This window comes from Microbacterium sp. SORGH_AS_0454 (assembly GCF_031453395.1).
GTDB lineage: Bacteria > Actinomycetota > Actinomycetes > Actinomycetales > Microbacteriaceae > Microbacterium.
The window spans coordinates 2863912-2883571 of record NZ_JAVIYS010000001.1 but is presented as its reverse complement, the minus strand read 5'-3'; the positions used below and the strand labels follow the sequence as shown (position 1 = coordinate 2883571).

Below are 19660 nucleotides of genomic sequence, written 5' to 3'. Positions count from 1 at the left end.
ATCGTCTCCTTCGTCGGCGAATGCGCAGGCGTCGGCCCGCATTTCTCCATCTTCCCCGCGGGGAGAGGTCGATTCCAGGAAGGTCGACCTAACCGCCCGAGGCAGCGGATTTATCTTGATGTCAAGATAATATCAGGACTCTCGACGAGGGTGGAGGGCGCGCACGACGAGCCACGTCACCGCCAGCATCGGCGCGAACAACGGCAGGCCCATGACGATCTTGAGCGTCCCCAGCGCTGTCACGTCTCCCGCGAAGTACAGCGGCAGTTGCACCGCGAGACGCGCGGCGAACAGGGCCGCCCACGCGATCGAGAGCCACGTGTAGGCGCGGCGCTTGCGGCGATCGGCGCGCCAGCGGGTGCCCTCGCCGAGCAGGTAGCCCGCCACCAGACCGATCAGCGGCCAGCCGATCAGCGCCGACACCAGGAACGCCGTCCCGTATGCCCCGTTGGTGAAGAACCCCGGCACGAAGTTGTCTTGACCGCGCCCGGTCACCAGCGACAGCACGGCGGCTCCCGCCGTCGCGAGCAGCCCGCCGATCGCGGCGCTCGGCGGTGACTTGGCGATGAGTCTCGCGAGCGTGAAGACGACGGCCAGCCCGACCGAGACGCCCAGGCTCAACCACAGGTTTCCCTGGCGCGTCTCGGGGTCGATCGTGATCGTGAACAGCACGACGAACGCGAGCGAGGGCAGGACGGATTCCAGGATGCCGCGCACCCCGCCCATCGCCGACCACACGGCGGCGCCGGTCGAGGTGTGCTTGGCCGGGTCGAGGCCTGCGCGACGCGCGGCGTTACCGAGAGCCGCACTCACGCTCTCCGCCGCGGAGGGCGGGTCGAGGGGGACGCGGTCGTCTTCTCGCGCCGGGCGGGCGGAATCGTCGCTCATGCCGTTCCGGGGCTCGACGGCATCCGGAGCGGGATGAGATCGCGCGGCGGCATCGGCGAGGATCCGCGGACAACGACGATCGAACGGAAGAGGTCTTCGACAGCGGCGGCGGCCTCGACGTCACTGGTGGCCGCTCCCCCGACGACGCCGCGCAGGAACCAGCGGGGTCCGTCGACGCCCACGAACCGGGCGAGACGCTTGCTCGCGCCGTCCGCCGCGGCGACGGGGACCTCGGCGAGGAGCTCGGGACCGAGGGGGCCCTCGCGCTCTTCGACGCGGCCGCCCTGCTGCTTGACCTGCTGGCGGATCTGGTCGCGCGTCTCTTCCCACAGGCCGCTCGAGCGCGGAGCGGCGAACGGCTGCACCTGCAGGGTCGAGTCGGCGTAGTCGAGGCCGACGGCCACGATGCGCTTGGTCTGCTCCTCGACCTCGAGGCGGAGGTTCAGGCCCTCGCGCGGCAGGATCTTGATCCCGCCCAGGTCGATGTAGGGGCGCACGGGGTTGGCCTCGGCCTCGTCGAACGGGCCCGCGCTCTCGCGGTCGACCGGGGCGCTCTTGGTCGCCGGCACCGCCTCGGCGCCGGACTGATCGTCTTCGGTGGTCTCGGGCGTGGTCTGCGACTCGTCGTCGGTCATCGGGTGCTCCCTTGCAGAGTCTGGTATCCGCTCGATCCGAAGCCGCCTTGACCGCGCACGCTGTCGGGCAGTTCGTCGACGGGGACGAAGCGCACGGTCGGGACGGGCATCACGATGAGCTGGGCGATGCGGTCTCCGACCGCGATGTCATAGGCCTCGTCGAGGTCGGTGTTCAAAAGGGCGACCTTGATCTCGCCGCGGTAACCGGCGTCGATGGTGCCCGGCGCGTTCACGATCGTGATGCCGTGCTTGGCGGCCAGGCCGCTGCGGGGCACGACGAACGCGGCATACCCCTCGGGAAGCGCGATGCGCACCCCCGTCGAGACGAGGGCGCGGCGCCCGGGTTCCAGTCGAACCGCCTCGGCGGCGGTCAGGTCGGCTCCGGCGTCGCCGGGGTGGGCGAAGACCGGAGGCTCGGATGCGACAATGAGGACGTCCACCGTTTCGGTCACCCCACGAGGGTAATGCAGAAGAGGGGGTGCGGCATCCGCACCGCAGCCGAGTATCGAGAGCGTCTCAGCCCGTCGCTGTGGGCGCTGGTCGCCGCAGCCGTGTGCGGTCCGATGGCGGCGGTCGTCTTCTCGCCGCTCGACACGACCCTGGCTCTGTTCATCGGGCTCGTGGTGTCGGTGGGGATCGTGTCGGGTCTGCTGGCGATCGCCCCCGTGATCGAGATCCGTGACGGCGAACTGCGCGCGGGACGCGCGCACATCCCGGTCGACCTCCTGGGTGCGCCCGTCGGCGTCGTCGCCGAAGAGGCTCGTACCGCCCGTGGGAGTGGTCTCGACCACCGGGCATGGCACGTGATCCGCGGCGGTATCGACGGCATCGTCACGGTTCCCGTGACCGATCCCGACGACCCGACCCCGTCGTGGGTGGTGTCCACCCGCACGCCGGATCGCCTGGTCGCGGCGATCCAGCGTGCTCAGGTCAGGCTGCGCACTCCAGGCAGATGAAGCCGGGGCCGCTCTCTTCGGCGATCTGGGAACGGTGCTTCACGAGGAAGCAGTTCATGCAGGTGAACTCGTCTTCCTGAGCGGGAAGCACGACGACATCGAGCTCGATGTCGGAGAGGTCGGCGCCGGGCAGTTCGAAGCCCGAGGGGTTATCGGCATCCTCGTTGTCGATCGACCCCGACGCCTTGTCGGGCACGCGCTCTTTGAGGGCCTCGATCGACTCGCTGTCGTCCTCGGTCTTGCGCGGTGCGTCGTAATCGGTTGCCATGCGTGCAGGTCTCTACTTCCGGATTTCGTGGTGCTATGCCCCATCGGGTGCCCGATCGGGCGGCCATAGTTTGCATGACCCGTCCTCGATAAGCAAATGCTCCGAGAGGGGCGAGCGTGTCAGGCCTGACGGGAAACTCGCGGCGCGCCCGCGATATTCCCGGTTGCGGGCGGCACGCGTGACAGCATGAACGCTGACCGCAGATCGGAGGGGTGTTTCGTATGGAACAGCTCAAAGTCATCGGAACCGAAGATGACGTCCTCGTCGTGGCGACGCAGGCGGGCGAACGCTTCGCCCTCGCGCTCGATGAGGTGCTGCGCGCTGAAGCGCGCCGTGCGCGTCGGGACCGTGAGGACGACGACCGTGCCCCGCGCCCGAGCCCCCGAGAAATCCAGGCGCACATTCGCGCCGGCATGTCGGCTCGTGAGGTGGCGACGCTTCTGAACGCCCGCGTCGAAGACGTGGAACGCTTCGAGGGTCCCGTCCTCGCCGAGCGCGAGCACGTCGTGGCTCAAGCCCTCGCCGTGCCTGTGCTGCTGGGCGGCACCCTCGAGCACGACTCCCCCATCACCTTCGGGGCGGCCGTACGTGCCAAGCTCGCCGAGGCCGGTGCGTCCGCGGAGCGTTGGACGAGCTGGAAAGAGAGCTCGGGCTGGTCCGTCAAGCTGGAGTTCACTGCCAACGGCATCGACCACGACGCGCGCTGGAGCTTCGACCCGCGTCGCAGCGTCCTCTCCCCGCAGAACTCGGACGCCATCCAGTTGTCTCGCCAGGGCTCGCTTCCCGAGGGGCTCATCCCCCGCCTTCGCGCCCTCGACAACGTCTCGAAGGACGACTCCCGTTTCGACAGCGGAGCCTTCGGGCCTCGCCGCATCGACATCGACGACGAGCCGGGTGTGGAGGCCACCGGTCCCGTCGCCACCGCCGTTCAGGCTGCCGCCATCAAGCGTGCACCCGATGCGCCCGTCACCTCGGCCGAGACCGCCGACCTGCTCGAGGCGCTCCGTCGCCGTCGGGGCCAGCGCGAGCCGCTGCCCGGTGCCTCCGAGGTCGCCGAGCCGGAGCCGCGTCCCTCGAGCCCGCCGGTCGCCCTGTTCGACGCCGTCGAGCCGGGCTACGTCGACGAGAGCGAAGAGACGCCGAGTGAACCCGAGCGTCCCCAGGCCGACAACGGTCGCCGCGCGAAGGGGCGACCGTCGATGCCGTCGTGGGACGAGATCGTCTTCGGCGCTCGTTCCGACGAGAGCTGACGAGGGATCGACCTTCTCGATCGGTTCCTCGGTCAGCCGATCCGGGTCCGCCCGAGACGGATGCCGGCACCCCGGCCTTCGGGCTGTGCTCAGGCGAACGCGCCCAGACGGAGGAGCGGCACCGTGCGCTCTTCGTCGGTGAGCGAGCCGTGCTGGCCCACCATGCGCTGCGGGCGCTTGTCGGGCTCGCGGTCGTCGTAGTACGCGAAACGTCCGCGCGCGGCGACGAGCACGTCCCCGATGCGCGGGCGGACCTCGGCGTCGACGTCGCCGAAGAGGCCGGCTGCGATGGCCTCTTCGCGCGTGAGCACCCAGGCCCGTGCCGCCTCGGTCTCACGCCACAGCGCGGCCACGGCATCCGCTCGCCCCGCGTGGGTGTACAGGTGGAGCATTCGGGGCTCGCCGCCGATGAGAACGACTCCCTCGAGCAACGGGTCCCCCTCTCGGAGCAGGACGTGCTTGTGGGCGGGGACGTCGACCATGCCGTGATCGGCCGTGACGACGACGCCCGTGCGCGGGTCGATGGACTCGGCGAGGCGGCGGGCCGCGGCATCCACCCGCTCGAGGGCGTCGGTCCATCGGTCGGATTCCCACCCGTCCCGGTGACCCGCGGTATCGAGCTCGGGGGCGTACAGGTAGGTCAGAGATCCCGGATGCCGTGCGGCCAGATCGGCCGCCAGGCGTACGCGCTCGTCGATGTCGTCGGACGAGGTGAACTCCGCCCCGCGCAGCGTCGCCTCGGTGAAGCCGGTGCCGGTATAGCTCGGTCGTGAGACGACGAAGCTGCGGAGCCCGGCGTCGGCGCGCAGGGCGAAAAGCGGAGTGCGTCTCTGCCAGGTGAGCGGGTCGAGGCTGTCGGTCTCCCACCCGTGCAGCTGATTGGGCGCGATCTCGGTGCCGGGAATGCGGGTGCGGTAGCCCACGATGCCGTGGCTGCCGGGCTCCGCGCCGGTGAGCAGGCTCGTGAGCGCCGCGGCCGTGGTCGAGGGGAACACCGTGCGTGCGACGTCCTTGCGACCGCCCACCGAGCCCAGGAACCGCGCGTGGCCGCGCCGGGCCGCCAGGTTGTGTGCGCCGAGCCCGTCCACGAGCATGACGATGGCGCTGCGGGCGGGAGCGAACCACTCCGACTCGCCCCTCAGGGCGGCGATCGACTGGGGCACCACACCGGTGAGGCTCCGAGAGCGCGGCGGGTCCGCCGGTAGGCTGAGTGACATCGGGCCCAGTCTTCCACAGGAGTCCCGATCCCCGTCGAGACGCGACGCCCGCCCGACCCGAGGCCGTACCTATGCCCGATTCCCGTTCCTCCTCTCCCTCGAACTCGTCCGTCGTCGAGCGCATCGAAGACGTCGATGTCTCGACCGAGATGCAGGGGTCGTTCCTCGAGTACGCCTACTCGGTCATCTACTCGCGCGCCCTGCCCGATGCGCGCGACGGACTCAAGCCGGTGCAGCGCCGCATCCTCTACCAGATGGCGGAGATGGGCCTTCGGCCCGACCGCGGCCACGTCAAGAGTGCGCGGGTCGTGGGCGAGGTCATGGGAAAGCTGCACCCCCACGGCGACGCGCCGATCTACGACGCTCTCGTCCGGCTGGCGCAGTACTTCTCGCTGCGGGTTCCCCTGGTCGACGGCCACGGCAACTTCGGCTCGCTCGACGACGGACCCGCCGCCCCGCGTTACACCGAGGCGCGCTTGGCGGCAGCGGCGCTGGCGCTGACCGAGAACCTCGACGAGGACGTCGTCGACTTCATCCCCAACTACGACGGACAGTTCCAGCAGCCCGAGGTTCTTCCGGCGGCGTTCCCGAACCTCCTCGTGAACGGGGCGACGGGCATCGCGGTCGGCATGGCCACGAACATGGCGCCGCACAACCTCATCGAGGTCGTCGCCGCAGCCATCCACCTGCTGCAGCACCCCGAGGCCACGGTCGAAGAGCTCATGGAGTTCGTCCCCGGCCCCGACCTGCCCTCGGGCGGAATCATCGTCGGCCTCGACGGCATCAAAGATGCCTACACGAACGGCCGCGGAACGTTCCGCACGCGCGCGAAGGCGTCGATCGAGTCGCTCGGTCCGCGTCGCACCGGCATCGTGATCACCGAGCTGCCGTATCTCGTCGGCCCCGAGCGCGTGATCGAGAAGATCAAAGACGCCGTGCAGGCGAAGAAGCTCACGGGCATCGCCGACGTCACCGACCTCACCGACCGCAACAACGGTCTGCGCCTCGTCATCGGGATCAAGACCGGATTCGACCCGAAAGCCGTTCTCGAGCAGTTGTACCGGCTGACCCCGCTCGAGGACTCGTTCGGCATCAACAACGTCGCGCTCGTCGACGGGCAGCCGCAGACTCTCGGTCTGCGCGAGATGCTGCGCGTCTACATCGATCACCGCATTCGTGTCGTCACGCGACGCAGCGAGTACCGATTGGCCCGCAAACGGGAGCGTCTGCACCTCGTCGAGGGTCTGCTCATCGCGATCCTCGACATCGACGAGGTCATCCAGGTCATCCGCTCCTCCGACGACGGCGAGCGAGGCGCGCACGAAGCTGCAGGAGGTCTTCGACCTTTCGCACCCCCAGGCCGAGTACATCCTCGAGCTGCGCCTGCGTCGACTGACGAAGTTCTCGCGCATCGAGCTCGAGGCCGAGCGCGACCAGTTGAACGCCGAGATCGCCCAGCTGGTCGAGCTCCTGGGCAGCGAGACCCTGCTGCGCCAGCAGGTGGCGAGAGAGCTGGATGCCGCGGCCGAGGCGCACGGCACCCCGCGGCGCACCATGCTGCTCAACGGCGGACCCGTGCAGCCCCGTTCGGCGAAGGCCGCCGCCGCCGCGGACCTGCAGATCGCGGACGCACCGTGCCGTGTGTATCTCTCGGCCACCGGCCGCATGGTCCGCGCCGAGCTCGTGGTCGACGCCCCCGCCGGCGGCGTGGTCCCGCCCGCGCGTCGGTCCAAGCACGACGCGATCCGCTCCTCGGTCGACACGACCACCCGTGGTGACATCGCGGCGGTCACCTCGGCCGGGCGCCTCGTGCGCTTCTCCCCCGTCGACCTTCCCTCGGTGCCGGCCAACTCGGTGCAGGTCGCCGCCGGAACCAAGGTGGAGCAGTATCTGGCGCTGGCGAAGGGCGAGAAGGTCGTCGCCCTCGTGCCCCTGGTCGACTCCCCCACGATCGCCCTCGGCACCGAGCAGGGGGTGGTCAAGCGCGTCGCCGCGACCGAGCTGGGCACCAAGGACGAGATCGAGATCATCGCGCTACGCGACGGCGACCGCGTCGTCGGCGCTGCCCCCGCCGGCGACAACGCGGAGCTCGTCTTCATCGCGAGCGACGCGCAGCTGCTGCGTTTCGAGGCCTCGTCGGTGCGACCACAGGGACGGTCCGCGGGAGGTATGGCCGGCATCCGTCTCTCCGACGGCGCGCGCGTGATCTCGTTCGCCGTGGTGGGCGCCTCCGCCTTCGATGCCGTCGTGGTCACCGTCGCCGGCTCGTCTGCCGCGCTCCCGGGTACCGACGCGGGCAGCGCGAAGGTGTCGGCGTTCACCGAGTTCCCCGCGAAGGGCCGCGCCACCGGTGGCGTGCGCGCGCAGCGTCTGCTCCGCGGCGAGGACGCCCTCGTGCTCGCCTGGGTCGGTACCGACCCGCGTGCTGTCGGAAGCGACGGCTCGGTGCGGACTCTGCCCGATGCGGGCGCGAAGCGCGACGCGTCGGGTCAGCCGCTCGAGGCCGTCATCGGCGCGATCGGGACCGTCGTCCGCTGAGCCCGGCTGCTCCCCCGTCGGCTCGCCTTGTGCGCCGTCGTGCGGAGTTGATCGTTGGCGCGCCGGGGCAGGGGTGGCTGGGGAGGCGTGTCGGGGTGAGAGTCCGCCCGACGGTACCGTTCGGGCCGGCGGTGGGGGCGCCCTCTCTGGGGGTGGCGATGTGCCGTCGTGCGGAGTTCGTCGGTGGCGCGCGGTGGCAGGGGCGGCAGGGGCGACGTGTCGAGCCCCGAGTCCGCCCGACGGTCCGGCACAGAGGCGCACCCGAGCGGGGCGCCGACGAAAAGGGCGTCAGACGTCGATGCGCTCGCGCGCGAGGCGGTCGCTCGAGTCGATGATGAACTCGCGGCGCGGCGCGACGTCGCTGCCCATGAGCAGATCGAAGACGGATGCCGCGGCCTCCATGTCCTGCACGCGAACGCGGCGCAGCATGCGGCCGCCGCGATCCATGGTCGTCGTCGCGAGTTGATCGGCATCCATCTCGCCGAGGCCCTTGTACCGCTGCACCGGCTCTTGCCAACGCTTGTTGCCACGCTTGAGCTTGGTGAGCAGGGTGTGGAGCTCCTGCTCGCTGTAGGTGTAGATCGTCTCGTTGGGCTTGGTGCCCGGGTTCATGACGATCACGCGATGCAGCGGTGGTACGGCGGCGAAGACCCGGCCCTCCTCGACGAGCGGGCGCATGTACCGGAAGAACAACGTCAGCAGCAGCGTGCGGATGTGCGCGCCGTCGACGTCGGCGTCGCTCATCAGGATGATCTTGCCGTAGCGGGCCGCGTCGAGATCGAACGATCGACCCGAGCCCGCGCCGATCACCTGGATGATCGACGCGCACTCGGCGTTCGACAGCATGTCGCTGATCGAGGCCTTCTGCGTGTTGAGGATCTTGCCGCGGATGGGCAGGAGCGCTTGGAACTCGCTGTTGCGGGCGAGCTTCGCCGTGCCGAGGGCGGAGTCGCCCTCGACGATGAACAGCTCGGAGTCGTTGACGTCGTTGGAACGGCAGTCGACGAGCTTCGCGGGAAGCGAGGAGGACTCGAGGGCGTTCTTTCGACGCTGGGTCTCTTTGTGGGTGCGCGCCGAGATGCGCGCCTTCATCTCGGAGACGATCTTCTCGAGCAGCTGAGCGGTCTGCGCCTTGTCGTCGCGCTTGGGCGAGGCGAAGCGGGCCGACAGCTCTTTCTGAACGACGGATGCCACGATCTGCCGAACCGCGGGAGTGCCGAGGATCTCTTTGGTCTGGCCCTCGAACTGCGGCTCGGGAAGGCGCACGGTCATGACGGCGGTGAGACCGGCGAGCAGGTCGTCCTTCTCGATCTTGTCGTTGCCGACCTTGAGCTTTCGGGCGTTCTGCTCGACCTGCGAACGCAGCACCTTCATCAGGCCCTGCTCGAAGCCCTGCTGGTGCGTGCCACCCTTGGGGGTGGCGATGATGTTGACGAACGAGCGGGTCGTCGTGTCGTAGCCGGTGCCCCAGCGCACCGCGATGTCGACCTCGCACTCGCGCTCGACCTCGGTGGGGATCATCGATCCGCCGGGCTGCAGCACGGGGACGGTCTCGGTGAAGGTGCCGGTGCCGGTGAGACGCCAGGTGTCGGTGACGGCGGCGTCGGGTGCGAGGAACTCCGCGAACTCCGAGATCCCGCCGTCGAAGCGGTAGCTGGTCTCGACGCGCTCCTCGCCCCGTTCGTCCTGCACGACGATCTCGAGTCCCGGCACGAGGAACGCGGTCTGGCGCACGCGCTGCACGAGTTCATCGAGGCCGAAGGCGGCGTCTTTGGTGAAGATCTGTCGGTCGGCCCAGTAACGGATGCGCGTGCCGGTGACACCGCGCGGCGCTTTGCCGATCACGCGCAGCTCGCTGCTGCGTTCGAACGGCGTGAACGTGGAGTCGGGGGTGTCCCCGGCGAACAGACCGGGCTCGCCGCGGTGGAACGACATCGCGTACGTCTTGCCGCCGCGGTCGACCTCGACGTCGAGTCGCTCGGACAGCGCGTTCACGACCGAGGCGCCGACGCCGTGCAGGCCGCCGGAGGCAGCGTAGGATCCGCCACCGAACTTGCCTCCCGCGTGAAGCTTGGTGAAGACCACCTCGACACCGGTCAGGCCGGTGCGGGGCTCGACGTCGACCGGGATGCCGCGGGCGCGGTCGCGCACCTCGACGCTGCCGTCGGCGTGCAGCACGATGTCGATGCGCGAGCCGTGTCCGCCGAGGGCTTCGTCGACGGAGTTGTCGATGATCTCCCACAGGCAGTGCATGAGACCGCGGGAGTCGGTGGACCCGATGTACATGCCCGGGCGCTTGCGCACGGCTTCGAGGCCCTCGAGGACCTGTAGATGATGGGCGGAGTACTCGGACGTCACGATCTCTGAGCGTAATCGGGGCCACCGACATCCACTGCCAGACACACAGGCGGGTCGGGTCACCGTACGCGCACAGCGAAATGTGATCAAGCCGCGGCATAGGGGAAACATCCGCGTGGTTGTATATGGAGACTCGCCCACGACCACCTGAGGAGGGCACCCGACATGACCACCACGACTGCACCCGAAGCGTCAGCCGTCCTCGACCACCGCCTGACGGCGGCGGATCGCTGCGACTCCTGCGGCGCACAGGCGTACATCGCCGCGACGGTCAACGGCAGCGAGCTGCTGTTTTGTGCGCACCACGGCCGCAAGTACGAAGAGAAGCTCCGCAGCGTCGCCACCTCGTGGCACGACGAGACGGCGCGACTGAACGCCGCCGAGTAAGACCACGTCATCGAAAACGGGCCCCGCGCACCTTGTGCGTCGGGGCCCGTTTCGCGTCTCAGGCTCGATCGGTGAAATAGGACCTCGGCACGGTGGGAGACACGCGCAACGCGATCTCTTCGCCGATCGTGTCGATGAGTTCGGCGAGGTCGGTGACGCCGTAGAGGGCGCCCGAGCCGAACAGCACGATCTCGTCACCGGGAGCGGCGCCCGCCCACGGGGCGAGCACCGTCTCGGTCGGGGTGATGGCCTCGACGCGGCGAGGCCCCTCCGGCGTGGGCGCGTCGAAACGTCCGCCGAGGGCGCTCGGCAGCCCGTGCAAGCTTCCGACGTCGAGGTGGACGCCCGCAGCGTCGACGGCGGTCACCGTGGCGGTGAGGCGGCTGATCGGCTCGATCCCCAGCTCGACCTCGCTGGGTCCGCCGGCGGGCCGGATGCCGTACGAGAACGCCCCGACGCGCACCAGATCCTCCCGGAACTCGCCCCGGGCGAAACCCGCCGCACTGGCGGCCAGATGGGAGAAGCGGGGATCGAGCCCTGCCGCGCGCGCGGTCTCCCGCGCCGCCAAGAACACCGCACGGGCGTCGTCGTCATCGGCATCCGAGGCTTCCGAGATGTGGGACCAGATGCCCTCGAACACGGCGCGACCGTCGGCGACCAGCGCGGCGGTCTGCGCGAGTGCGGCGTTCCACCGCTCGGGACGGATCCCGTTTCGGTGCAGGCCCGTGTCGATCTTGAGGTGCACGCGTGCGGGGCGCTCGAGGCGGAGACCCGCGAGGTCGTCGAGCAGCGCTTCGTCGCCGATACCGAGGTCGAGGTCGGCATCGACGCCCGCGGCGAGGTCGTCGCTCCCGCCGATGAGCCATACGAAGATGCGGACGTCGGGTCCGGCGATGCGGCGGACCTCGGTTCCGGTGACCACGTCGAAGGCGCCGATCCAGCGAACGCCCTCTTCGACGGCACGCCTCACGATCGGTTCGAGCCCGTGGGCGTAGGCGTCGTCCTTGACGACGAGCATGGCAGTGGCGGGGGCGACGGCCTCGCGCACGCGGCGGAGATTCCGGGCGAGAGCGTCGAGGTCGACGCGGTAGACGGCGCTCACGCGGACACCCTCCGATCCGCGCGGACACCCACGACGGCGACGATCTCGGCCGGGGTGAGGCCGGTGGCATCCGTCCACTCCTGCAGCGAGGGGTGACCCGCGGCAGGGTCGCCGAAGAAGACCACCTCGGAGCCGCGCGGCACGACGGCGTCTCCGACGTCGACGACGCAGACGTCCATGGCGACGCGCCCGACGATGAGATGACGTCGGCCGTCGATCGAGACCGAGACCGCGTTGCCCAGGGATCGCACGACGCCCTGGGCGTAGCCGCCGGTCACCAGGGCGACGGTGGTGTCGAGGGGGGCTCGGTGCGTGTACCCGTATGAGACGCCCTCACCGCGCAGCAGGGGCTTGGTCCCGAGCGCTCGACCGCGCAGCGACAGCACGGGGCGAGTGTGCGAGCCGGGCAGGCCGAACAGGACCGCGGCGTCGAGGGGTGCGGCATCCATCCCGAGATCCGAGAGCACGGATGCCACCCACTCCGCGCCGTGGCCCCAGGCATCGGCGGCGAAGACGTCGCCGGCGCGTGAGCCGGTGCCGGCCGCGAGGGCGAGCGGGGCGTTCTGACGCAGGGCGGACTCCGAGACGAGCGCCACGGGCGCCACTCCCCCGGCCGCGGGCAAGCGGGCAGGGAGCGTGGAGGTCACCCCTTTAGACTAACGGGGTCCTCCTTCCCCGACCCCGGAGCCACATGCCTCAGCAGGGTTTCTCCCCCGTCACGCGCCTTCGCTACCTCGCCGGACGCGCCCGCCGCATCGACGTCGGATCCGTCGTCGAACGCGCCAAAGAAGTCTCGGCCCAGCACGGCAAGGCCCTGCCGCTCGTCGTCGCCGACATGCTGTTCCAAGCGGGTGTGAAGAACGTCGGCTTCCAGGACTACATCGACTACGACTTCGCGATTCTCACCCCCGCCGAGCGCGCCACCTACATGACGCATCCGGTGTCGAACCAGATCTCGCAGAAGTACGACCACCCCGACTACCGCGGCCTCTTCCAGGACAAGGTCGAGTTCGACCGCACGTTCAGCGAGTTCCTCCGCCGCGAGTGGATGGTGGTCGACGCGGACAACGCCGACGAGCTGCGCGCCTTCACCGAGCGTCTCGGCACCATCGTCACGAAGGAGCCGGTCGGTCAGGCCGGAACCGGCGTGCACCGCTACCACGCGGCCGAGGTCGAGGACTGGGAGCAGTTCCACCGCGGGCTGCTCGAGCGCGGCGAGATCCTCGTCGAAGAGGTCATCCGCCAGCACGACGACCTCGCGGCCGTCTGCCCCGGCACCGTCAACACCACGCGCGTCACGGCCTTCTTCGACGGAGACAAGACGCACATCCTCGCGATGGCGCAGAAGTTCGGCCGCGGAGCGGTCAGCGACCAGATGACCTTCGGCGGCTTCTACACGATGCTCGACGAGAACGGCCACGCCCTCGGCGCCGGCTACGACTCGCACGGGCATGTGCACGAGCTGCACCCCGACTCGGGAGCGCGCATCGCCGACTTCCAGCTGCCGATGATCGACGAGGTGAAGGCGTTCGTCGACCGGGTCGCGCGCGTCGTGCCCCAGGTGCAGTACGTCGGCTGGGACATCGTCGTCGGCCCCGACGGACCCGTGCTCGTCGAGGGCAACTGGGGCGCCGGCGTGTACGAGAACAAGCCGAGCGTCACCGGAATCCGCACCGGCCACAAGCCGCGCTACCAGGCCGCCATCGGGTTCTGACCCCGGGCGTACGAAGGCCCGCTTCCCGCGTCGGGGGCGGGCCTTTCGCGTGGGCTCTGGACTCGGCGCCCGGCGCGCGTGGGCGGTCGCCGTCTTCGCCGCGTGCCCCGCGGCATCCAAATAACGAGAAGGCCCGCTCCCCGGAACGGGAGCGGGCCTTCTCGTCGGATGGTGTCAGCTGTGGCGGACGATACCCAGCGGCGTGGACTCGTGTCCCTGGCCGAGCGGGTTGTCCTTCAGGATCGCGACGAGGCGCTTCTCGCCGGCCTTGTCCATCGTGGAGCCGAGGATGTTGCCACCCAGGTCGTTGATGTCGACCACGGCAACCTGCAGGTCACCGCCGAGCAGCGACTTCAGGCGCGCGGCGACCTCGCGGGGACGCTCCGGGCCGAGGACGACGGCCTGGTTGTACGGCGGGATCGTGCCCTTGGTGGGGCCGTCGATCGCGCGCGCCTTGTCGCCGGCGATGCGGTAGAAGTCGCCCTTGCGACCCATCGCCTTGGTCACGGCCGAGACGGCGGCGGCGAACAGGATGCGGGGCGTTCCGCACTCGCGCAGGGCCATCTCCATGGTCTCGGGCATGCCGAGACCGATGCCGTACGGCGTGCGAGTGACGTACTTCGACAGGAACAGAGCCAGCTTTCGGGGCTTGATCGTGTCGAGTTTGAACGAACGACCCTGCGTGATCGCGACGATCTTCTCGGTGACGAACAGCAGGTCGCCCGGCTGCACGGCATCCTTCGCGTACTCGAGGATGAAGGCGTCGAGGTCGTCACCGGGCATGACGACCCGCGTGCGGATCGGGATGCGAGCGTACGAGGTGCCCTCGACGGTGACGGTGAGCGCCTTGCCGGCGTTGGCCTCCGCGCTCATTCGAGGTAGTCCCGAAGCGACTGCGAACGGCTCGGGTGACGCAGCTTCGCCATCGTCTTCGACTCGATCTGACGGATACGCTCGCGCGTGACGCCGAACGTGTCGCCGATCTGGTCGAGGGTCTTGGGCTGACCGTCGCCGAGGCCGAAGCGCATGCGGATCACGCCCGCCTCGCGCTCGCTGAGCGAGTCGAGAAGCGACTCGAGCTGGCGCTGCAGCATGGTGAAGCCCACCGCGTCGGCCGGGACGACGGCCTCGGTGTCCTCGATGAGGTCACCGAACTCGCTGTCGCCGTCCTCGCCGAGAGGGGTGTGCAGGGAGATGGGCTCGCGGCCGTACTTCTGCACCTCGATGACCTTCTCGGGGGTCATGTCGAGTTCGCGCGACAGTTCTTCCGGAGTGGGTTCGCGACCGAGGTCCTGCAGCATCTGGCGCTGAACGCGAGCCAGCTTGTTGATGACCTCGACCATGTGCACGGGGATACGGATGGTACGGGCCTGGTCGGCCATGGCACGCGTGATCGCCTGACGGATCCACCACGTGGCGTAGGTCGAGAACTTGAAGCCCTTGGTGTAGTCGAACTTCTCGACGGCACGGATGAGGCCCAGGTTGCCTTCCTGGATCAGATCGAGGAACTGCATGCCGCGACCGGTGTAGCGCTTGGCGAGCGAGACGACCAGGCGGAGGTTGGCGCCGAGCAGGTGGCTCTTGGCACGCTGACCGTCACGGGCGACCCACTGCAGATCGAGACCGAGCTGGCTCGTCTTCTCGGCCGCGGTCATGTTCGACAGCTTCTCTTCGGCGAACAGACCCGCCTCGATGCGCATGGCGAGCTCGACCTCTTCGGCCGCGTTCAGCAGCGGAACCTTTCCGATCTGCTTCAGGTAGTCCTTGACCGGGTCGGCGGTCGCGCCCGTGATCTGCGCGGAGTAGACGGGGACGTCGTCCTCGTCGCTCGACGAGATGACGATCGCGCCGGTGGGGAGGGCCTCGGCGGGCGCCGCCGGGGTCTCGTCCTCGTCGTCGTCGTCGGACTTCTTCGCGTCTGTCTTGGCCGCGTCGTCGGAGTCGTCGCTGTCGTCGGCGTCGTCGATCTCGACATCGCCCACTTCGACGTCTTCCTCGTCTTCTTCGAGGTCGTCGTCCTTCTTGGCCTTCGTCTTCGCCTTGGCGGGGGCCGCCTTGGCCTTGGCCGGAGCCTTCTTCGCGGGGGCCTTCTTGGCGGTCGTCGTCTTCGACGCCGTCACGGTCTCCTCGGAGTTCTCGAGTTCGGTGTCCTTCGCACTCCGGGAGCGGGTCTTGGTTGTCGTGTCTGCCACGTTTCGCCTTTCACCGGGAACGCACGCTGCACGGCCACCGGTCGTTCTCGGACACTAGTAAGACCCTTGTCAAGTCCCGAACCGAGGAGCGGGGGCTCCTGGTCCGGTTGACAACGGGTCAGGTTCTTCATTGTCTCACATTCCCGGACCGGGACTTGACGTGGGCCTGGGATCTATGCGTAGACAACGCCCGCAAGAAGGAAGGCATTCCCGGATGCCGTCTTCTCGGCGACCGGGTACGTGCGGTGCAGGACCGATCTCAGCCGAGCTTGCCGCGGCGATCGTCGTCGCCGGGCCGGGTGGCGAGGAAGCGCTCCAGTTCGGCGGCCAGTTCGTCGGCGCTGGGGAGATCGCCCGTGTGGATGATCGGGGTGGCCTGCGTGGAGCCCGCCATGTAAGCGTCGTAGCGCTCCTCGAGGTTCTCAAGCATGCGGGTCAGCTCGTCGCTCGCCTCGACCTGCTCGGTCACCTTGCCGAGGAATTCGCGGTTCTCTTCGCGGAGCACTTCGCCTGCGAACACCAGACCGGTTGCGACCGTGAGGCTGTCGAGGGCGGCGAGGGCCGCAGCGGGGTACTCGGTATCACCGAGATAGTGCGGAACGAGGAGCGCGAAACCGGCGACCTTGGCGCCGGCTTCCGCGAAGCGGTACTCGAGCAGATGGCCCGCGGTCGAGGGGACCTGCGTGTGCGGACGCCAGACGGAGTGCGCCTCGGCGAGGTCGGGGCGCGTCCCGCTGACGGTGGTGCCGATGGGGCGCGTGTGCGGCACCGGCATGGGGATGGCGTGCACCCAGGTGATCGACGACACCTGCAGACCCGCCGACAGCTCGAGAACGGTTTCGGCGAACGCCTCCCAGAGGAAGTCGGGCTCGTACCCCGCAAGAAGGAGGAACGGCTGTCCGAGTGAGTCGTGCGCGAGAGAGAGCTCGAGGCGCGCCGGACGGAAGTCGGTGAGGTGGTCTTCCACGAAGGTGATCGCCGGGCGACGCGCGCGGTAGTCCAGAAGCGAGTCGTTGTCGAAGACGAAGAGGGCGTTGGGCTGCACGTCGTTGCGGAAGTACTCGACCAGGCGGGTCACCGCCCCACCGGCATCCGTGAAACCGGTCAGTGCGATCACGAGCGGCAGGCCCGACGGCACGGGTGGCGCCGCGGGGGCGCGGTCGTACAGCGGGGCGGAGGAGCGCATGTCTCCACTCTACGAGCGTGCCGGATGCGTCGGTCGCGGTGCGTCCCGTTCCTAGCGAACACGCTCGAACCTAGGATGGATGCCATGCCGTTTCCCTCCGTGGCGTACACCCACGCCCCCGCTCTCGAGTCCGACGCCGATGCGATCCTGCTGATCGTTCCCACCCTTTCGGAGGGATCCCCGGATCCCGACGGTTGGGAAGGTCTCGGGTCGGCTCTGTCGGCGGTCGGCTTCACCGGTGCCGCCGGATCGTTCCAGCGGGTTCACGTCCCGGGAGTGGCGACACCGGTCGCCGTCGCAGGTGCGGGTGCGAACCCCACCGAGGCCGCGCTTCGCGACGCCGCGGGTACCGGTCTTCGTCAGCTGACCGGCTTCGAGCACATTGCGGTGCAGTCGCTCGCCTCCTCCGCCTGGCGCCCGATCGCCGAGGGCGCCGCCCTGGGCGGTTACCGTTTCGCCGACTACAAGAAGAAGGCCGCGAAGGTGCGCGCCACGCGGGTGACCGTCGTCGCCGAGGAGGCGCCCGCTGACGCCGACGCCGCGGCGGTCGCGGCCGTCGCCGGAGCCGTGGCTCTGGTGAAGGACCTCGTCACGACGCCCGCCGAGTGGCTCGGCCCGGCCGACTTCGCCGACGCCGCCGTCAAGGCCGTCGAGGGTCTCCCCGTCGAGGTCGAGGTGCTCGACGAGACCGCCCTGCGCGAGGGCGGTTACGGCGGCATCCTCGGCGTGGGTCAGGGGTCGGATCGCCCGCCGCGCATGGTGCGCCTCGAATACTCCCCCGCCGGTGCCGAGCGCCACGTCGCTCTGGTCGGCAAGGGCATCACGTTCGACACCGGTGGTCTCTCCCTGAAGCCGCCGGCATCGATGGTCGGAATGAAGTACGACATGTGCGGCGCCGCGACGGTGCTGGCGGTGCTCAAGGCCGCGGCCGAGATGCAGTTGCCCGTCCACGTCAGCGCCTGGCTCTGCATCGCCGACAACATGCCGTCGGGCCGTGCGACGCGCCCGGGCGACGTGCTGCGCACCCTCGACGGCACCACGGTCGAGGTGCTGAACACCGACGCCGAGGGGCGCCTGGTGCTCGCCGACGGCCTCGCTGCGGCCAGCCGCGAGAACCCCGATCTCATCGTCGACGTCGCCACCCTGACGGGCGCCATCACCGTGGCGCTCGGCAACCGCCACACCGGCGTGATGGGCGACGACGACGCGGTGGCGAAGTACCTCGCGGCAGCGGCCCGCACGGCAGAACTCGCCTGGCAGCTGCCGCTGCCCGACCACATGGTCGATGATCTCGACTCCCCCATCGCGGACCTGCAGAACGCGAAGATCGGAGACCCCGCGGGCGGCTCGCTGTTCGCCGGGCTCTTCCTCCGTCACTTCGTCGGCCGCGTCTCTGCGGAGGCCGACGCCCCCCGCATCCCGTGGGTGCACCTCGACATCGCCGGAGTGGGAATGAACAAGTCCGCACCGTTCGGCTACACCGACAAGGGCGTGACGGGAGCAACGGTCCGCTCGCTCGTCGAGATGCTGGCCACGGACGGCGCGCGGTGACCGAGTACACCGCCGACGTCGTCGTGCTCGGCGGGGGAAGCGGCGGGTACGCCGCAGCTCTGCGCCTCGCCGAGCTGGGCAAAGATGTGGTGCTCGTCGAGAAGGACAAGCTCGGCGGAACGTGCCTGCACCGCGGCTGCATCCCCACCAAAGCGCTGCTGCACGCCGGAGAGGTCGCCGACGCCGCGCGCGGCGCGGCCGATATCGGCGTCGACGTGACCTTCTCGGGCATCGACCCGGTGCGGGTGCGTTCGTACCGCGAGGGCATCGTCGCCAAGAAGTTCAAAGGGCTCGAGGGGTTGATCTCGGCCCGCGGCATCCGCGTGGTCCGCGGCGAGGGCTCGCTCGAGGCCGGACCCGCGGTGCGCGTCGGCGACGACCTCTATCGCGGCACCGACGTCATTCTCGCGACCGGCTCGTACAGCCGCAGCCTGCCCGGTCTCGATGTCGGTGGACGTGTGCTGACGAGCGAGCAGGCGCTCGAGCTCGACGTGATCCCCGAGCGCGTGATCGTTCTCGGCGGTGGCGTGATCGGCGTCGAGTTCGCCAGTGTCTGGCGTTCGTTCGGCGTGGACGTCACGATCATCGAGGCGCTTCCGCATCTGCTGCCCGCGGAGGACGTGGCATCCAGCAAGGCTCTCGAGCGGGCGTTCCGCAAGCGCGGGATCGCTTTCCAGCTGGGTCGACGCTTCGCCTCGCTCGCGCAGACCGCGGGCTCCGTGACGGTGACCCTCGACGACGGTTCGGAACTCGTGGCCGACTACGTCCTGGTCGCGGTCGGGCGAGGTCCCGTCACCGCCGGGCTCGGTTACGAAGAGGCCGGGGTCGTGCTCGACCGAGGCTTCGTCCAGACCGACGAGCGTCTGCGCACCGCCGCTGCCCACGTGTGGGCCGTGGGCGACATCGTGCCGGGTCTGCAACTCGCGCACCGCGGCTTCCAGCAGGGCATCTTCGTCGCGGAGGAGATCGCGGGTCTCTCGCCCGTGCTCGTTCCCGATGTCGACGTGCCCCGCGTCGCCTACTCCCACCCCGAGGTCGCGTCCGTCGGACTGACCGAGGCGCAGGCTCAGGATCGTTACGGATCCGAGGCCGTGAAGGCGTACGAATACAACCTGGCCGGAAACGGCCGCAGCGAGATCATCGGTACCTCGGGCATCGTGAAGATCGTCCGGCGTGTCGACGGGCCCGTCGTCGGTGCCCACCTGGTGGGCGATCGCGTCGGCGAATTGATCTCGGAGGCGCAACTCGCGGTGGGCTGGGAAGCCCACCCCGAGGACATTGCGCCGTTCGTCCACGCACACCCCACCCAGAGCGAGGCGCTCGGCGAGGCCTTCCTGGCCCTCGCGGGCAAGCCCCTGCACGCACTCTGACCGCAACCGGTCACTAAGCTAGGTACCGCATCCGGTACGAAGGAGACA

The 19660-nt window shown here is 69.4% G+C and carries 17 protein-coding genes and 1 pseudogene; 7 read left to right on the top strand and 11 right to left on the bottom strand.

The features are described 5' to 3' along the window. Positions 1 to 132: 132 nt before the first annotated feature. From QE454_RS13940 to dut, 3 genes are read right to left on the bottom strand one after another with little or no spacing between them, the layout of a single operon-like run. Positions 133 to 888, bottom strand: coding sequence for a DUF3159 domain-containing protein (locus QE454_RS13940; protein WP_210075051.1), 756 nt, complete (start codon positions 886 to 888; stop codon positions 133 to 135). Beyond that, the gene (locus tag QE454_RS13935; protein WP_267787256.1) at positions 885 to 1523 is read right to left on the bottom strand and encodes a DUF3710 domain-containing protein; all 639 of its coding nucleotides are present in this window, start codon (positions 1521 to 1523) and stop codon (positions 885 to 887) included. The genes QE454_RS13940 and QE454_RS13935 overlap by 4 nt, the downstream gene beginning before the upstream one ends. After that, complete coding sequence (gene dut / locus QE454_RS13930) at positions 1520 to 1975, bottom strand: dUTP diphosphatase (RefSeq protein WP_307460482.1); 456 nt, start codon at positions 1973 to 1975, stop codon at positions 1520 to 1522. Before dut ends, QE454_RS13935 begins: the two co-directional genes overlap by 4 nt. A 12-nt stretch (positions 1976 to 1987) precedes the next feature. Between dut and QE454_RS13925 the strand changes: the two genes are divergently transcribed. Then, the gene (locus QE454_RS13925) at positions 1988 to 2479 is read left to right on the top strand and encodes a DUF3093 domain-containing protein (protein WP_210075047.1); all 492 of its coding nucleotides are present in this window, start codon (positions 1988 to 1990) and stop codon (positions 2477 to 2479) included. On the opposite strand, the gene QE454_RS13920 is transcribed toward QE454_RS13925, so the two are convergent. Continuing rightward, on the bottom strand, positions 2454 to 2747 hold the full coding sequence (locus QE454_RS13920) for a DUF4193 domain-containing protein (RefSeq protein ID WP_055837222.1): 294 nt from the start codon (positions 2745 to 2747) through the stop codon (positions 2454 to 2456). The genes QE454_RS13925 and QE454_RS13920 overlap by 26 nt on opposite strands. 221 nt (positions 2748 to 2968) lie before the next feature. Between QE454_RS13920 and sepH the strand changes: the two genes are divergently transcribed. Further along, a complete protein-coding gene (gene sepH / locus QE454_RS13915; RefSeq protein ID WP_210075045.1) occupies positions 2969 to 3997 on the top strand; it encodes a septation protein SepH in 1029 nt (342 codons plus the stop codon). Positions 3998 to 4086: 89 nt separating this feature from the next. Here the strand turns inward: sepH and QE454_RS13910 are convergent, their stop codons facing one another. Next, complete coding sequence (locus tag QE454_RS13910; protein ID WP_307460486.1) at positions 4087 to 5214, bottom strand: alkaline phosphatase family protein; 1128 nt, start codon at positions 5212 to 5214, stop codon at positions 4087 to 4089. 71 nt (positions 5215 to 5285) lie between these two features. Between QE454_RS13910 and QE454_RS13905 the strand changes: the two are divergent. Then, a pseudogene (locus tag QE454_RS13905) lies at positions 5286 to 7752 on the top strand (DNA topoisomerase (ATP-hydrolyzing) subunit A). A gap of 288 nt (positions 7753 to 8040) precedes the next feature. On the opposite strand, the gene QE454_RS13900 reads toward QE454_RS13905, so the two are convergent. Then, on the bottom strand, positions 8041 to 10110 hold the full coding sequence (locus QE454_RS13900; RefSeq protein ID WP_373459412.1) for a type IIA DNA topoisomerase subunit B: 2070 nt from the start codon (positions 10108 to 10110) through the stop codon (positions 8041 to 8043). A 165-nt stretch (positions 10111 to 10275) separates the two neighbouring features. Here QE454_RS13900 and QE454_RS13895 point away from each other — a divergent pair, with 165 nt between their 5' ends. Beyond that, positions 10276 to 10497, top strand: a complete 222-nt coding sequence (locus QE454_RS13895) for a hypothetical protein (protein ID WP_115918381.1) — start codon at positions 10276 to 10278, stop codon at positions 10495 to 10497. Between the two features lie 58 nt (positions 10498 to 10555). On the opposite strand, the gene QE454_RS13890 is transcribed toward QE454_RS13895, so the two are convergent. Continuing rightward, a complete protein-coding gene (locus QE454_RS13890; protein WP_210075039.1) occupies positions 10556 to 11599 on the bottom strand; it encodes an alanine racemase in 1044 nt (347 codons plus the stop codon). Then, the gene (locus QE454_RS13885) at positions 11596 to 12246 is read right to left on the bottom strand and encodes an alanine racemase C-terminal domain-containing protein (RefSeq protein WP_307460495.1); all 651 of its coding nucleotides are present in this window, start codon (positions 12244 to 12246) and stop codon (positions 11596 to 11598) included. The genes QE454_RS13890 and QE454_RS13885 overlap by 4 nt, the downstream gene beginning before the upstream one ends. Positions 12247 to 12290: 44 nt before the next feature. Here QE454_RS13885 and QE454_RS13880 point away from each other — a divergent pair, with 44 nt between their 5' ends. Then, positions 12291 to 13313 carry a sugar-transfer associated ATP-grasp domain-containing protein gene (locus tag QE454_RS13880; protein ID WP_307460498.1) on the top strand — a complete coding sequence of 341 codons (1023 nt, stop codon included), beginning with the start codon at positions 12291 to 12293 and terminating at the stop codon, positions 13311 to 13313. Between the two features lie 174 nt (positions 13314 to 13487). Here QE454_RS13880 and QE454_RS13875 read toward each other — a convergent pair whose 3' ends face one another. From QE454_RS13875 to QE454_RS13865, 3 genes are all read right to left on the bottom strand, one after another. Continuing rightward, a complete protein-coding gene (locus QE454_RS13875; RefSeq protein ID WP_210075033.1) occupies positions 13488 to 14186 on the bottom strand; it encodes a coenzyme F420-0:L-glutamate ligase in 699 nt (232 codons plus the stop codon). Beyond that, positions 14183 to 15505, bottom strand: a complete 1323-nt coding sequence (locus QE454_RS13870; protein WP_210075030.1) for an RNA polymerase sigma factor — start codon at positions 15503 to 15505, stop codon at positions 14183 to 14185. The genes QE454_RS13875 and QE454_RS13870 overlap by 4 nt, the downstream gene beginning before the upstream one ends. A gap of 259 nt (positions 15506 to 15764) precedes the next feature. After that, positions 15765 to 16691, bottom strand: coding sequence for a PAC2 family protein (locus tag QE454_RS13865; protein ID WP_210075029.1), 927 nt, complete (start codon positions 16689 to 16691; stop codon positions 15765 to 15767). Between the two features lie 84 nt (positions 16692 to 16775). Between QE454_RS13865 and QE454_RS13860 the strand changes: the two genes are divergently transcribed. Then, positions 16776 to 18242, top strand: coding sequence for a leucyl aminopeptidase (locus QE454_RS13860; protein WP_307460501.1), 1467 nt, complete (start codon positions 16776 to 16778; stop codon positions 18240 to 18242). Next, positions 18239 to 19612, top strand: coding sequence for a dihydrolipoyl dehydrogenase (lpdA, locus tag QE454_RS13855; RefSeq protein ID WP_307460503.1), 1374 nt, complete (start codon positions 18239 to 18241; stop codon positions 19610 to 19612). The genes QE454_RS13860 and lpdA overlap by 4 nt, the downstream gene beginning before the upstream one ends. Positions 19613 to 19660 lie beyond the last annotated feature (48 nt).